Origin of the sequence: Rhodohalobacter sp. 614A (assembly GCF_021462415.1) — a bacterium.
Classification (GTDB): domain Bacteria; phylum Bacteroidota; class Rhodothermia; order Balneolales; family Balneolaceae; genus Rhodohalobacter.
Genome location: NZ_JAKEDS010000002.1, coordinates 515,521 through 530,515, shown reverse-complemented (window position 1 = coordinate 530,515; position 14,995 = coordinate 515,521). Strand labels below are relative to the sequence as shown.

Annotated in this window: 10 protein-coding genes; 5 read left to right on the top strand and 5 right to left on the bottom strand. The window is 43.0% G+C overall.

The window, feature by feature from the left end; genetic code table 11:
- Nucleotides 1-18 precede the first annotated feature (18 nt).
- Complete coding sequence (locus tag L0B18_RS11050) at nt 19-198, bottom strand: hypothetical protein (RefSeq protein WP_234571834.1); 180 nt, start codon at nt 196-198, stop codon at nt 19-21.
- Nucleotides 199-465: 267 nt separating this feature from the next.
- Here L0B18_RS11050 and L0B18_RS11045 point away from each other — a divergent pair, with 267 nt between their 5' ends.
- On the top strand, nt 466-4,644 hold the full coding sequence (locus L0B18_RS11045; RefSeq protein ID WP_234571833.1) for a hybrid sensor histidine kinase/response regulator transcription factor: 4,179 nt from the start codon (nt 466-468) through the stop codon (nt 4,642-4,644).
- A gap of 163 nt (nt 4,645-4,807) precedes the next feature.
- Here the strand turns inward: L0B18_RS11045 and L0B18_RS11040 are convergent, their stop codons facing one another.
- From L0B18_RS11040 to L0B18_RS11025, 4 genes are all read right to left on the bottom strand, one after another.
- Nucleotides 4,808-6,121 (bottom strand): amidohydrolase family protein, encoded by a 1,314-nt coding sequence (locus L0B18_RS11040; RefSeq protein ID WP_234571832.1) that lies wholly within the window; start codon nt 6,119-6,121, stop codon nt 4,808-4,810.
- An 8-nt stretch (nt 6,122-6,129) separates the two neighbouring features.
- Nucleotides 6,130-7,566: an amidohydrolase family protein gene (locus tag L0B18_RS11035; protein ID WP_370647585.1), complete on the bottom strand. Its 1,437-nt coding sequence runs from the start codon at nt 7,564-7,566 to the stop codon at nt 6,130-6,132.
- Nucleotides 7,567-7,630: 64 nt separating this feature from the next.
- Nucleotides 7,631-8,953, bottom strand: coding sequence for an amidohydrolase family protein (locus L0B18_RS11030; protein ID WP_234571830.1), 1,323 nt, complete (start codon nt 8,951-8,953; stop codon nt 7,631-7,633).
- A 244-nt stretch (nt 8,954-9,197) separates the two neighbouring features.
- A complete protein-coding gene (locus tag L0B18_RS11025) occupies nt 9,198-10,808 on the bottom strand; it encodes an acyl-CoA carboxylase subunit beta (RefSeq protein WP_234571829.1) in 1,611 nt (536 codons plus the stop codon).
- Nucleotides 10,809-10,935: 127 nt separating this feature from the next.
- On the opposite strand from L0B18_RS11025, the gene L0B18_RS11020 reads away from it, so the two are divergent.
- The 4 genes from L0B18_RS11020 (at nt 10,936) to ftsE (ending at nt 14,923) form a co-directional block, all read left to right on the top strand.
- On the top strand, nt 10,936-12,369 hold the full coding sequence (locus tag L0B18_RS11020) for a GWxTD domain-containing protein (RefSeq protein WP_234571828.1): 1,434 nt from the start codon (nt 10,936-10,938) through the stop codon (nt 12,367-12,369).
- 108 nt (nt 12,370-12,477) lie between these two features.
- The gene (gene pdxA, locus L0B18_RS11015; RefSeq protein WP_234571827.1) at nt 12,478-13,473 is read left to right on the top strand and encodes a 4-hydroxythreonine-4-phosphate dehydrogenase PdxA; all 996 of its coding nucleotides are present in this window, start codon (nt 12,478-12,480) and stop codon (nt 13,471-13,473) included.
- Nucleotides 13,473-14,249: a class I SAM-dependent DNA methyltransferase gene (locus L0B18_RS11010; RefSeq protein WP_234571826.1), complete on the top strand. Its 777-nt coding sequence runs from the start codon at nt 13,473-13,475 to the stop codon at nt 14,247-14,249. Before pdxA ends, L0B18_RS11010 begins: the two co-directional genes overlap by 1 nt.
- A complete protein-coding gene (gene ftsE, locus L0B18_RS11005) occupies nt 14,246-14,923 on the top strand; it encodes a cell division ATP-binding protein FtsE (protein WP_234571825.1) in 678 nt (225 codons plus the stop codon). The genes L0B18_RS11010 and ftsE overlap by 4 nt, the downstream gene beginning before the upstream one ends.
- Nucleotides 14,924-14,995: the final 72 nt, after the last annotated feature.

The window sequence follows — 14,995 nt, the reverse complement described above, 5'->3', positions numbered from 1 at the left end:
ATGCATATAAGAAGGCTGTCACTTTTGGTCGGAGTCGTCATCATCCCGGCTTTTCTTTTTTTTGAGTATAGCTTTTAGAGCATCCACTTCTGTCCTGGAAGAAGAATGATGCCATTTCTGCTGTTTATCATTTTTTGAGTGTGATGAATCCGTCGGTTTCTGATTTTCAGAATCCGGGTTGGTTTGTTTTATGGTCATGTATCATTGTGTTCACGAATTGCATCTATTGTACAGAAAATGCATGCAGAAGAGTTATCAGAAATGGTGTAAAAGTTTTAGATGAGGATGCAAAAGTGTGTTAATCAGATTGAAACACGGTTTTTCTGTTCTGAATGTAACAGGTGTAATTTTGTTGGATTCATTTCAATAAGTTGATTTTTTTTAACCTGATTAATTACAAAAAGTCTGCTACATTAAACCGAACTATTCCATCAGCTAAGACATCCCAGCGGTAAATTCTGGCTCATGCATCTTCCGAAGACATCTTTATTTCATCTTCCTTTAAAGCTGATCGTTAGCAGTTTTTTAATTCTGACAGCTACACTTACCGCACAGGCTCAAAGCCGTATCTATCACCCCTCTTTTGTTATTGACCGCTGGGGAATGGAAGATGGACTGCCGGTGAATAATGCACTAAGAATTCATCAAACCCAGGATGGATACTTATGGTTTGTAACCTTTGATGGCTTGGTGCGATTTGACGGACTTCAGTTTAAAGTCTATCAGACCGAAGAATATCCCGATCTGCCAACCAACCGATTTCAGAATTTCCAACAGGCGGCAGACAGTTCATTATGGCTGGAAACCGAACAGGAATTTCTCGTCCGCTTTTCGGATGGAACATTCAAACATATTGGAGAAGAAGACGGACTGAATGGCTCACTGTGTTACCAGCTCTCAAAAGGGCCGGATGGAAACATTTGGTTTGGTACGGATAAAGGCATCAGTGTGTATGATGGAAAGAAGCTTCAACCCTTTGAGCCGGAAATCATTAAGGGGAACATCCATCGGATATTTGTGCAAAAAAATGGCGCCATCTGGTATATGGATCGAACCACTCAGGATGTGTATCGATATGCGAATGGAGAGACAAAACGCATGTTTACAGCCCTGGTTCCATTTGAATTTTATCCGTTGTATGAAAATAACTCCGGTGTGATGTGGATAGCATCTGATGGGGATTTATACACCTTTCAAAATGGAAAAATTCAGCCCTGTTGTTCTTCAAACGAATCGAATCCTGATGCCAATCTCCTGCAAATGCAAACCAATGGGAAAACAATTCCTTATGAAGAGTTCGATAATGGGTTCTTCCTTTTTGGCGGGCCCATTGCCAACCATTACAAACGGGGCGTGGGAGAAACCTACTCTCTGGGGGAATCCTTTTTTACCAGTCAAGGTGGAGAGAAGTGGACATTCACAAGAAATAAAATTTTCCATGAAGATGAATTGGTTCTTGAAATCAAAGATGATATTAACAGTTATCTGTTTGACCACGAGGGAAATTTATGGGTAGGTACGGCAATGGATGGTTTATACAGAATAAAGCCGAATCCTTTTACAGTTTACAGCACGGAAAACGGGCTGCCCGGGAATAATGTATATCCATTAATGGAGGATGATAACGGGACTGTCTGGGCTGGACTTTTTGGTCCGGGTGTGGTCCATATCAACAGTGGAGCTATCAGTGAATTATATGATTTCGAAAATGAAAATGTCGTAGCGATCCGTTCTCTTCTGCAACAAGATGATGGTAAAATTCTTGCCGGGGTTATCAATAATGGATATTTCGAACTCAATCCCGGAGCCCATCAATTCAAAAAAGTGCTCGAACCGGAGAGTCTCATGAATGCAACTGTTCATGCGATCTGGAAGGATAAAAATGAAGATTTATGGCTGGGCTCAAACATCGGATTGTTTCGAAAGAAAAATGACCAGTGGAAAATCTTTAACAGTACAAATGGTTTTACAGATTTTGCTGCCAGATTTTTCTTGAATGCGCCGGATGGTTCTGTTTGGATTGCTACGAATGGCGGTGGAATCGCAAATTACTCAGATGAAAATTTTGACCTATACAGTTCAAATAGTGGCTTAAAAAGCGATCTGATTCGCTCTCTTTTTATTGAACCGGGGTCAAATCCCGAAAATTATGTTTTATGGATTGGCACCGAAGACATCGGACTGATTCGTTTGGAGATAAAAGATAGCCAGCCGGATTTTACAACCATCACCCATTATGACCGTAGCGACGGCCTGCTAGATTATGTGATCCACATTGTTTTGATGGACGATGATGGCAATTTCTGGTTCAATACCAACCGGGGGATTTTTACGGTTTCAAAGGAACAACTTGAAGCTTTTCATCAGGGTGAAATTAAATCCATCAATGGGGTTTCCTATACCGAAAGTGATGGACTTCGCAATCGTGAGGGAAATGGGGGCGTACAATCACCCGGAATTTTTGCGTCCGATGGACAAATGTGGTTTCCGGGTCAGGGTGGAATAACTGTCTTCAATCCTTCTGAGATCATCACAAACGATTTGATTCCGCCCATACATATTGAGCAGCTTCAAACGCCTGATCAAACATTCCTAAGCACCGAAAAATCCGATATCAACCTTGAAGCAGCCCAACGGGATTTTGAGCTGGAATTTACATCTCTTAGTTATGTGGAACCTCAAAAAAACAGGTTTCGATATCGACTAAAAGGCTATAATGATACGTGGGTGGAAGCCGGGTCCCGCCGGACTGTATCCTACACCAATATTCCTGCGGGTCGTTATACATTTGAGGTCATGGGATCCAACAATGTAGGCGTTTGGAATCCCGATCCGGCGACTCAGACCATTGTCATAGACCCATTTTTTTATGAGACGATATGGTTCAGAGCCCTGATGATTTTGGGAATCGCACTCCTTTTGTATATCGGTTTTCGGCTGAGAGTTCGTTCCCTCAAACAGAATGAACTACGATTAAAACAACTGGTTGATGAAAGAACTGAAGAGTTACAAAACGAAAAACAAAAAACGGAAGAACAAGCCGAGCGCCTAAAAGAGATGGATCAGGCGAAAACCCGTTTCTTTACAAATATCAGCCACGAATTCAGAACACCGTTGACTCTGATCATAAGTCCTTTAAAACGGCTTCTTTCGAAAGACAGACAAAAATTTGACGAGCCGACTCAGCACGAGCTCGACCGCATGCTTCGTAACAGTAATCGCCTGTTGAGACTGATGAACCAAACCCTGGAATTAACGCATGTTGAACAGGGGAAATTGAAAGTGCGTGCCGCTAAAATTGATCTCAATCGATTCCTGGGAGATCTTACCGAACTGTTTCAATCCATCTGTGATGAAAAGGGACTGGAACTTATTCTTGAAGTCCCTGATAAATCCCTGACCGTTTATGCAGATCCAGATAAGCTCGATAAAATTGCAGGGAATCTTCTGTCAAATGCCATCAAATTTACGCCTTCCGGCGGACGTATTCTTGTTGAAGTGAATGAACTCGAAAATGATATTACCATTCAGGTCAGTGATACCGGTATTGGCATTTCAGAAACGGAACAGAAACAAGTTTTTGACCGGTTTTACCAGGTGGATTCTTCCGAAACCCGTTATCATGAAGGATCGGGAATTGGCCTTTCACTCGCTTTGGAATTTGCAAAACTTCATCAGGGTGATCTGACTGTCTCTTCAGTTCCCGGTGAAGGCACTACATTTACGGTAAGACTGAAAAAAGGCAAAAATCATTTTACTGAAGATCAGCTCAAATCGGGAGAAAAAGACTATGTAATTGCTCCTGATTTTTATGATGATCATGAAGTGTATCAGAAAAAAGAACATACTGAAGAAACTGCGGATACAGACCAAACAACCATATTGGTTGTGGAAGATAATGATGATGTTCGCGAATTTTTGATTGAAGAACTTTCGGGAATCTATCGTGTTCTGGAAGCTGCCAATGGAGTCCAGGCACTTTCCATCGCAGAAAAATATCTGCCGGATCTCATTATTGCCGATATTATGATGCCGGAGCTTGATGGGATTTCGTTTAATAGAAAACTGAAAGAGAATTCAGCGACGGCTTCTATTCCGGTCATTTTCCTGACCGCGAAAGCCGCGAAAAAAAGTCAGATCGAAGGTTTGGAAGTTGGTGCCGATGATTACATCACCAAGCCTTTTGATCCCGATCTTTTAAAAGCCAGAGTTCAGAATTTGATCGAATCCAGGCATAGGCTCAGGAAATTGTTGCAGAAAGAACATCCTAAAAACCATTCGGTTGAACGTGAAAAAAAATCATCTGATGATCCATTTTTGAAAAAGATTGATGGAGTCTTAGCTGAGCAATTTTCCAACCCTGATTTTAAAGTGCAGGATTTGGCCGATCAATTGCACATGGACCGAAGCCAGGTTTTGAGGAAATTAAAGAAAAAAACGGATCTCTCTCCCGGCGAATACATCAAAAAATACCGGATGGAGAAAGCGTCAGAACTGCTGCTGATAGAAGCGGGGAATATTACGGAAGTAGCCTACGCAGTGGGATATAAAAGCCTCTCCTATTTCAGCTATGTTTTTAAAGAGTATTACGAAATGAGTCCAACGGAGTATGTTGATCAGTTTGAAACAGAAAAAAATAGTTAGCTATTTTTTTCATACGTGTACAGGATAGTAGCGGTCATCTATCAAAAAAAGAGAGGATCTGTATGAGATCCTCTCTCCTTCTTATCAAATATGCATCCATTTTTCCGAGCTTCATCATTCCATGATCAAGAAGTTCGGAAAACTACTTCTCATGCTAATCACATCATCGATTAACCGCGTCCCGGTCTAAAAACTCTTCATAGAGTTGATCATGACGGCTGGTCATCGGGATTTTATATCCATTAATAAAGACGTATTCAATATGCGTCATAGGCTCGAATGGATCACCATCGGAAATAAAGAGATTCGCTGTTTTTCCTTCCTCAATACTCCCAAGCTGATCACCAACCCCAAACGCTTCCGCAGGATTGATGGTTACCGCTTTCAAAGCTTCTTCTTTGCCCATGCCGTACGCGGCGGCGTATCCTGCATGAAATCCGACATTCCGCACATTTTCAACACCTTCACCGGTGGATATCATCACCTTCACCCCGGCTTCTGCCATTAAACCGGCATTTTGATAGGGGCGCTGGTAATTATCATAATCCCGGGTAATGGTATACTGGCTGGATGTTATCACGGGGATTTCGGCCTCAGCTAATTCCTCAGCAACCCTCCAGCCTTCTGAAACGCCTGCAAATATGACACTTACATCTTCGTTTTCTTCCGCCCATTCAAGTGCATTTTTGATGTCTTTTTCACTATTCACTGAAATGATGACCGGCACTTCTCCGCTCACAACTTCCCGCATCGCTTCCATTTTGGTGTTTTTATCCGGTTGCGAACGATTCCCGGGATCGAGCTCATATTCGTTCATCATCTCATCATAGAAGGCTGCTTTTTTCCAGAAGTCATTGAGTTCTTTGAGATCTTCCTCAAACTCTTTCTGAACTTCTTCATCCGATCGGCTATCCCAAAAACCGCCTTTCATGGCAGAAGGCCATTCGATGTGAAGTCCGGCGGATGGTTTGACAGCCATGTCATCAGGTGTGTATCCCCAAAGATTCAGCAGAACTGCTTTTCCTGCAATAACACCCGAGGCCGGAATGGCAACCACATTCGTAATTCCATTTACCCTTGTGACGGGAATGGAAGCTGAATTCGGGTTAACAGCCGTAAATGCCTTCATGTGGGGATTGAAATCACCCACCTCGGCATAATCCTGGGTTAAGCTCACTGAAGCCACTTCCTCAAGACCAAGACGAGTGTTGGCGTCAATGAATCCCGGATAGACATGTTTATCCGTTGCGTCGATAGTGGTGTAATCATTCGGAATCCTGGCATTTTGGCCCACAAATGAAATTGAATTATCCTCAATCAAAACAATGCCGCCTTCAATTGTACCATTGGTTACGGTATGTATCGTTGCATTTGTGATGGCAAATTTACCGAATTCCGGTTTTTCCGTGATCTGAGCGAACAGCAATTGTGCACTCATACAAACAATCGTAAAGGTTAATAAAACTGCTTTCTTCATAGAACTGGTTATTTAGTATGATTGTGGAATTCCTGGTGAAACGCCTGCCTGTTTTCCTGCGAATCGAAAAGCATAAACACGCCTTCCATACAGGCATCTTCATCTCTGCCACCTGAACTTTGATAAGCAGTGGATTGTGTATCCTCGTAATTTTCGGTAGCGCTGACTGCACGATCTAACCTCATATCATCGCCATCATTTTCACGGTCGAAGTAAACCACACCATCAATCAAAGTCATTTCGTTGATGCTGTAAACACTCAACGGATGACCATTCCAGATCGTAATATCAGCTTGTTTTCCTTCTTCGATAGAGCCAACATACTCATCAATTCCAAGCTGAATAGCCGGATTGAGCGTGATCATTCTCAACCCATCATTCTCTGATGTGCTTCCATACCGGATTGTCTTCGCGGCTTCGTGGTTCAGGTGCCGGATGAGTTCGTTATCATCCGAATTGATACTCACAACCACACCATTTTCATTCAGAATGGAAGCATTGTATGCGGTACTGTAATACACTTCAAATTTGTACGCCCACCAATCCCCAAAAACCGAAGCATGTGCACCATGTTCAGCCAATTCAGGGGCCACCTTAAAGGCTTCATTGGCATGCTGAAATGTGTAATTTTCCACACCATAATCTTCAAAAACACGGGTAAGCATCAGGATTTCATCGGCCCGATACGAATGGCAGTGAACCAGAATATTCCCATCAATAATATCGGCGATAACCTCTAAACGAAGATTTTTTGCAACTGGTAGCGGTGGCGTTCCACTCCTGGTTCGCTCATATTCTTCTTTGGCTTCAAGGTATTCGGTTCGGTTTCTTCGATAGTCAATCGCGGCATCAAAATACTCACGAATCACCATCTCGACACCCATTCTTGTACTTGGATGAATTCTCGAACTCTCGCCATGGACTCGCATCGGATTTTCACCAAGTGCAAATTTGACGGTTTGAGGAGCATCCTCAAAAATCAGTCCCTGCTGATCTTGTCCGTACCGCAATTTTAGCGTAGCATTTCGTCCGCCAATCACATTTGCTGAACCGTGCATCAGGTTGATGGATGTAATTCCACCCGCGAGTGCCGCATAAATGGCAATATCATTCGGATCAATCGACTCTTTCATCGTAACCTGTGGCGTTGCCGGCGATGTAGCCTCATTGATATCCACACCGTTGAGATGAGAGTGAGCATCGATAATACCCGGCATCACATATTTACCGGTTGCGTCAATTCGATCCGCTCCACGGGGAGCATCGAGATCTTCACCAATTCCAGTAATGATTCCATCCTCAACCAAAACATCGGTGTTTTCAAGATTTTCACCGGTTATTGTCAGGACAGTGGCATTTTCAATTAAAACAGACCCTTTTTCCTGGGCAACTGCCGGTGTTATTGCTCCGGCAATCAGAATAAATGCCAAACTCAAAAGAGTCATTACCGACTTAGAAATCTTCAAAAAGCTATGTTTCCTTTTATTCATTTCCTGATAACTATTCTTTTTAAAATTCATGAATCTCTCCGTTTGAAATGACCATTTTCACTTTGGCTTTTTCATCCAAAAACGGAGAATCAAACACTGCAAAACTTGCATTAAAACCTGATTCCAACTGACCCAGTGTTTCGCTGCTTTCCAATATTTCGGCCGTGTTGACGGTGAGGATTTGAAGGATTTCTTCATCCGAAAGATCTCCTTCTTCTTTCAATGTTCTGAGAGATTCGAGAAGCTTATCAGCGTTCAGTCCCGCACTGGCAAAACCAACCCGGACATCTTCATCCAGAAGTGTTTTGATATTTTTGATTGCCGAGTTATAAGCTTTCTCCTGTCGCTCCCGATAGCTTTGCTCTTCCGATGAAATGGATTCTTCTTCGGAATCTTCCTCATCATCCTTCATCCATTTTGGTTTTTCCGGAAATTCGATGGAGGCTAATACAGGGATTCCCAGCTCTTCAAGTTCAGAAGCTTTGTAGTTCATGGATTTCCCGGAAACGATAATGATGTCAAGACCAAACTCATCATTCAGAATCATCAATCGTTCAAAATCTTCCGGCGAATCTACATTAGCGAAGAGTTTGGCTTCACCATTTAAGACCGGAAACAGAGACTCCAAAACCTTATCTCTTTTGGGTGCCTGAATATTTCCGTTGGCATCCGCAAAATATTGAATATGATCCTGTAAGGCCTCTGCATCGTACATCAATTGACGAAATTGTGCCATCACGCCCATTGTGGTTGAGGGATACGCCCGGCTGGACCAACCACCTGCAGCTCCTTGAAAAGCAAATTGATAGCCGGTCGATTCTCTAAAAAGATAATCGGTGGTCTCTTCTCCATTCAGAAAATAGAGATCCGGCTGACCCGCAAGCATATATCCTTTCAGGCCAAGGTTGGCAGTGGTAATTCCGGCTTTCATCACATCGGTAATTTTGATTCCGGATGCATCCAGAAGTTCGCCGCCAGAACGTTCCGGCTGAATTCCTGCGCGCTCATATCCAGGATTTCCGGGATCATCCACTTGCTCAGGACGACTTGGAAGATCGGGACTTCCCCAGGTTCCGAGGCCGTCAATAAATCCGGGATAAACGTGGAGGGAATCTCCGCCGTCTATAACCGAAAAAGCATCAAAAGGAATCTCGGCATTTCGTCCGACGGCTTCGATTACCCCATCGCGCCAGACAATTGTACCCGATTCAATAACGGATCCATCACTTTGATGAATGGTTACATTTTCCAATGCATAAGCCGGGGGGCTTTGTGCAAATACTAAGAGAGGCAGTAAACTACTTAACAGAAGAACTGCCCAAAGAAGGTAGGTTTTCTTCATATGAAATGACTGGTTTGTTTGAAAAGAACGTGTGGGTAAGATTTAGGAAAAGATTCCCTAAGGTTCAAGCCGGATTCATATAAAGATTGTAAAGGGCTGGTCCCGGCGAAGTGATTGGTTGCGAGTTGTTTAAAAAACTGTCATTCAGAACATAGACAAACGGAGTGAGTCGATGTGAAGAATCTCGTAGTCCTGCAACACAAACTATATCCCGAAATTCTTCAGTCCTCCTGAAAACCCCTGGCTAAACCTGAATCACTCCGGTTTTAAACTCTGGAATCTCAGGATTATGATTGGCGCACGAGATGGCATGAGAAATTCGTTTCCGCGTCTCTTCGGGAGTGATGATATCGTCGATCCATAACCGTGCGGCTGCATAGCGAACATCAGTTTGTTTGTCGTACCGGTTTTTGATTTTTTTCAGGATACCGGCTTTTTCTTCATCAGAAATTTCTTTGCCTTTCTTTTCGAGAGAAGAGACCTTGATTTGTGTCAGAACTTTAGCGGCTTGTGTTCCGCCCATTACGGCAATCTGCGCTGTTGGCCAGGCATAAATAAATCTTGGGTCATACGCTTTCCCGCACATCGCATAATTTCCTGCGCCGTAACTGTTTCCAACAATCACTGTAATTTTCGGCACGGTAGAATTGGCAACGGCATTGACCATTTTTGCCCCATCTTTGATGATGCCGCCATGTTCACTCCGCTTGCCGATCATAAACCCGGTTACATCCTGTAAAAAAAGAATAGGTATTTTCTTTTGATTACAGTTCATAATAAACCGGGCGGCTTTGTCGGCACTGTCGGAATAGATCACACCGCCAATCTGCATCTCTCCTGTTTTGCTCTTTACTATTTTCCTTTGATTGGCCACAATCCCCACACTCCAGCCATCCATTCGGGCATAACCGGTAATTAATGTCTGGCCGTAGCCTTTTTTGAATTCAGTAAAAGAATTGGCATCCACCATCGATTTAATAATCGGCATCATATCGTATGGTTTGCTGCGGTCTTCAGGAAAATCGGTGAGAACATCAGCTACATCCAATTCTGGTTCAACGGTTTGCTGCCTGTTAAAATTTGCGTTGCCTGTTGGTCCAAGTTTTCCGATCAAATCGCGTATCGTCAGAATGCATTCGGTATCATCCTTCACCTTGTAATCCGTTACACCGCTGATTTCCGTATGAGTGGTGGCTCCGCCCAGAGTTTCATTATCCACATCTTCGCCAATAGCGGCTTTTACAAGATAACTGCCGGCAAGAAAAACACTTCCTGTGCCGTCAACAATCAGGGCTTCATCACTCATAATCGGCAGATAAGCCCCGCCGGCAACACAACTTCCCATAATAGCTGCAATCTGTGGAATGCCTTTTGCACTTAGTTGCGCATTATTTCGGAAGATTCGACCGAAGTGTTCCTTGTCCGGAAAAATTTCATCCTGCATCGGCAGATAAACCCCTGCCGAATCTACCAGGTAAATAATCGGCAGATGGTTTTCCAATGCAATTTCCTGCGCACGTAAATTCTTTTTGGCCGTCATAGGAAACCAGGCCCCGGCTTTTACAGTAGCATCATTTGCAACAATCATGCACTCTCTGCCTGCAACTTTCCCGATTCCTGTAACGACACCGGCGGACGGGCAGCCGCCCTCTTCCTTATACATTTCAAAAGCGGCCCACACACCAATTTCGATAAAATCGTCATCGTCATCCAAAAGAAGTGTGATTCTTTCTCTCGCCGTCAGCTTTCCTTTTTTATGCTCTTTATCGGCTTTTGCAGCTCCCCCGCCCTCTTTTATTTTTTCTACTTCTTTATCTAACGTATTAACAAGCTTCTGAAGCCAATCTTCTTTCATTATGCAATATATTAGATTAATTTTCTGGTGTGATAATACCGATTGTGAATCTCACGTTCCAATATGGTAAAATATAATTTGTGTAGTCCGTTATTTAAATAAGCAACACACAATAACCATCTCCATCATGATTAAACGTACTTTACTATTCCTACTGCTGCTTAGCCTTACTGTTTCCACTCTGTATGCACAAAGAACTCATCGAGCTGGTTCGGCTTATCAGGGACTTTTAATGCGAACGGACCGACCGAATTCCTATTTTGATCATGTCTCCTTTCCCACCGATGATAACCAGTCGCAAATTGCTGTGCTCTTCAGGCTCGATTATGATTCTGTTCCTTTCCTCAAAAAAAGTATGAACATGAAAGGCCCCAGACCGGAAGCTGAGTATTATGGCCCTGTTCAGGTTGGTTTTGAAGTTTATGAAGGAATGGCTTCCCGGAGATCATCGGACACGGGTCAATCTCTTTTCAGAGATGCATGGCAAGACACGCTTTGGGTGGATACATATGAGAAAACAACATCCCGATCAGATTATACACAGGGATTTATGAGTACCACGCTCGGTCCCGGTGAATATCACTATGAGCTTCAAATGATTCGTTCCAACATGCCGGCGATGGCTGATCGCAGAAATAGCAGGCCGGACAGAGAAATGCCATCTCCAAAAAGAAATTTTGAAATCACAGGTTATGAAGGGTCTGATAACCCCGAATTTATGTTGCTGAAAAGTTTTGAAACAGATGAAAACAGCTTCTCGGCTACCTTTTATAACTATGGTAATAATATTTTATATGGGCAGAATTACAGCATATTGGTACGAATTCCGGAAACAGCAAGTGAGAATGCCGGGTCATTGAGTCTAAAGCTTTATCGCCTGACTGGCGGAGCCAATGCCGATTCAAAAGAACTTCGCCATACCGTAGAAATCAGTCCTGAAGAACTCATTCGTTTTGGCGAAGTTAGTTTCACACACTCAGAAGATGAAATCGGTTTTCATACCAACATTTCTGATGATGGCGCTCTTTATGCATATGCTCAAATTCCTAACCAAAATTTTGAGAACTCCAGGTACCGGATTGCCCTTGAAAACAGTGAAAGTGGCGAAGTTCTTGGCGAAAAAATGATCCAATCTCAATGGCTGGACATGCCGGTCAGTCTGTACAACCTGGATGTTGCAATTAACATGCTTCGGTTCATCGTCAGCGACAACACACTGGATGAAATTGATTCCGGGTCAGACACGGAAAAAGAACGCAAATTCCGTGAGTTCTGGGCGCAACGGGACCCAACCCAGGATACAGAATTCAATGAATTGATGACGGAGTTCTATAAAAGAATTGATTATGCTTATAATGAGTTTTCATCACTACAGGTACCCGGTTTTGAAACGGACCAGGGGAAAGCTTACATCCTCTACGGCGAACCGGATAATATTGAACGCCGAATGCCAACCAATGCGCCTACACGCGAAATCTGGGTTTATCCCAACAAAACGCTGATTTTCGAGGCTACAACCGGCTTTGGAGATTTTGAGCTTGTTTCTGAACAGCAGTCGTAGGATTGATTTTTTCAGATCATGCTGAGTTAAGCTCAGCATGATTCTTATTAAATTAAACAAAACCAAACTGCATTTTTTCCTCATCCCTGATCTTTCTATTTTCCGAACATGAAGCCGACGATAGCCATAAGCATGGGAGATCCCAACGGAATTGGGCCGGAAGTCACACTCAAATCATTAAAGGATTTGGATCTTGAGAATTCCATTCCGGTTTGGATTGGAAGCAAGCCCGTTTTTGAGTATTACAGTCATCTGTTTGACATCCATCTTCCAGCCAAACCATTTGTAGGAAATACCGAGCTTGAGACGGGTTACGTTTACGTTCTGGATCTTTTTGATGATGCCGAGTTTGAACTGAAGCCTGGTGAAATATCCAAGGAAGCGGGAAGGTTGGCTATGGAAGCTGTTTACCAGGGAATTGAACTCTGTTTGCATAGCCAGGCAAACGCGCTTGTCACAGCTCCAATATCCAAAGAAGCCATTCATAAAGCGGGTTATGATGTGCCGGGACATACAGAATTTCTAGCTGAAACAACCGAAACGGATGAAGTTGTTATGATCTTGGCCAGTGATGATTTACGTGTGGCTTTGGCAACCATTCATATTCCGTTGAAAGATGTGGTAAAATCCATTCAGAAAGAAAAACTTCAAAGTCATCTCCGAATTCTTCACCAGAGTCTCAAAAATGATTTTGGGTTATATGAGCCAAAAATTGGCGTTCTTGGATTGAATCCACATGCGGGTGATGGCGGTGTAATTGGAAAAGAAGAGATTGAATTAATTGGCCCGGCAATTGAAGAGTTAGCCGTAGAAGGCTTGAATATAGTTGGACCTTTTGCTGCAGACGGATATTTTGGAAACCATATTTACGAACAATTCGATGCAACTTTCGCCATGTATCACGATCAGGGACTCATTCCATTTAAAGCCCTCACTTTTGGCGAAGGTGTAAACTTTACAGCAGGTTTGCCTATCATTCGAACATCGCCCGATCACGGAACAGCTTTTAATATCGCCGGAAAAAATATTGCAGACGAACACTCGTTTTTATCAGCATACAAAATGGCCGTTATGATGACAGAAAACAGGACAAAAAAATCTTAATGAATCTTACCCTCCAGGAAAAACCAACTTATTCTGTACTCGCTGATATTTATGACATTGTGATGTCGGATGTGGATTATGAAACATGGGCTGATTATATCGATGAAATTATTCTGATGCATCAGCCCACGGCCCGCTCTATTCTGGAACTGGCTTGTGGAACCGGAACAATTGCCCTTTCCCTCGAAGAGCTTGATTGCTATGAAATTACAGCTACTGACGGCTCGGCCGATATGATCCGAATTGCGCGGGAAAAAGCTTCCAAAGTCAATTCAGACATTGATTTTTATCCCATGAATTTTCTGAATCTCTCTTTTGAGAAGACCTTTGATGTGGTTTACATGGTGTTTGACAGCATCAACTATTTACATACAAAAGAGGAGATTATTCAACTTCACCAGGAAGTGAAGAAGGTTCTGAATCCGGGAGGAATTTTTGTGTATGATTTTACCACTCCGCGTAATTCCCGTAAAGCCATTCAATTTCTGAATAATGAAAGAAAAACCATCAACGGGCAGATTCGGTATCGGCGGGGAAGCTCGTTTAATGCTAAAGAACGGATGCATACAAATCTCTTTCACATCGAAAAACTGGATGAAAAAAGCGGGGAAGTTCTGGAGCGATTTGAGGAGCAACATCAACAAAAAATCTATACTCTCAGTGAAATTCGGGAGATGATTGAGCAAACGGATTTCAGTATCTTACAGGCGTATGATGGGTTTGAACTGAAACCGGCTCACAAAAGAAGTCTCAGAATAACAATGGTATTAAAATGAGCAGCAACGACGTTATCCAAATGTTGAATGTATCGGTTGCTTATAATGGTACGCCGGTCCTGGACAGCATCAACTTTTCTCTTGAAACGGGTGAGTTTTGCTATGTAATTGGCAGGACTGGTGCCGGTAAAAGTTCTTTTCTGAAACTCCTGTATAAAGATGTAAAACCCACCAAAGGACTGGTTAAAGTTGCCGATTTTGATGTATCCAATCTTCCGGACCGGAAAATTCCCTACCTCAGGCGCCGAATTGGGGTGGTTTTCCAGGATTTCCAACTTTTACCGGATCGGAATGTATTTGATAATGTGGCATTTGCCCTGCGTGTAACCGGCCACAAAAAACGGTTTATCAAGCAACGTGTAATTGAAGTCCTCGGACTGGTTGGTTTGAGTCATAAACGAAAAGCGATGCCAAACGATCTTTCCGGTGGAGAAAAACAACGAGTGGTCATTGCCAGGGCATTGGCAAATGAACCGCGTCTTTTGTTGGCGGACGAACCCACAGGCAACCTCGATCCTGAAGCCAGTTCATCGATTATGGAACTTCTCCACCAAATTAATAATCGCGGGATGGGTGTTTTGATGGTCACTCACGACTATGATGTAATCCGGAAATTCCCTAACCGTACGGTTCAGATCGAAAATGGGACTCTTCAGGATATCAAAGTCCTGTAAAGGTTCTCTCCGGAAATTTCTGAATTTATCATATCTACACATTCCTTTCCTAACGTAATATTAAACAGCTGA

Bases quoted from the DNA above. Each gene is read 5' to 3' on its own strand.
- L0B18_RS11050 (WP_234571834.1), bottom strand. From the start codon at position 198: ATGACCATAAAACAAACCAACCCGGATTCTGAAAATCAGAAACCGACG.
- L0B18_RS11045 (WP_234571833.1), top strand. From the start codon at position 466: ATGCATCTTCCGAAGACATCTTTATTTCATCTTCCTTTAAAGCTGATC.
- L0B18_RS11040 (WP_234571832.1), bottom strand. From the start codon at position 6,121: ATGAAGAAAGCAGTTTTATTAACCTTTACGATTGTTTGTATGAGTGCA.
- L0B18_RS11035 (WP_370647585.1), bottom strand. From the start codon at position 7,566: ATGACTCTTTTGAGTTTGGCATTTATTCTGATTGCCGGAGCAATAACA.
- L0B18_RS11030 (WP_234571830.1), bottom strand. From the start codon at position 8,953: ATGAAGAAAACCTACCTTCTTTGGGCAGTTCTTCTGTTAAGTAGTTTA.
- L0B18_RS11025 (WP_234571829.1), bottom strand. From the start codon at position 10,808: ATGAAAGAAGATTGGCTTCAGAAGCTTGTTAATACGTTAGATAAAGAA.
- L0B18_RS11020 (WP_234571828.1), top strand. From the start codon at position 10,936: ATGATTAAACGTACTTTACTATTCCTACTGCTGCTTAGCCTTACTGTT.
- pdxA (WP_234571827.1), top strand. From the start codon at position 12,478: ATGAAGCCGACGATAGCCATAAGCATGGGAGATCCCAACGGAATTGGG.
- L0B18_RS11010 (WP_234571826.1), top strand. From the start codon at position 13,473: ATGAATCTTACCCTCCAGGAAAAACCAACTTATTCTGTACTCGCTGAT.
- ftsE (WP_234571825.1), top strand. From the start codon at position 14,246: ATGAGCAGCAACGACGTTATCCAAATGTTGAATGTATCGGTTGCTTAT.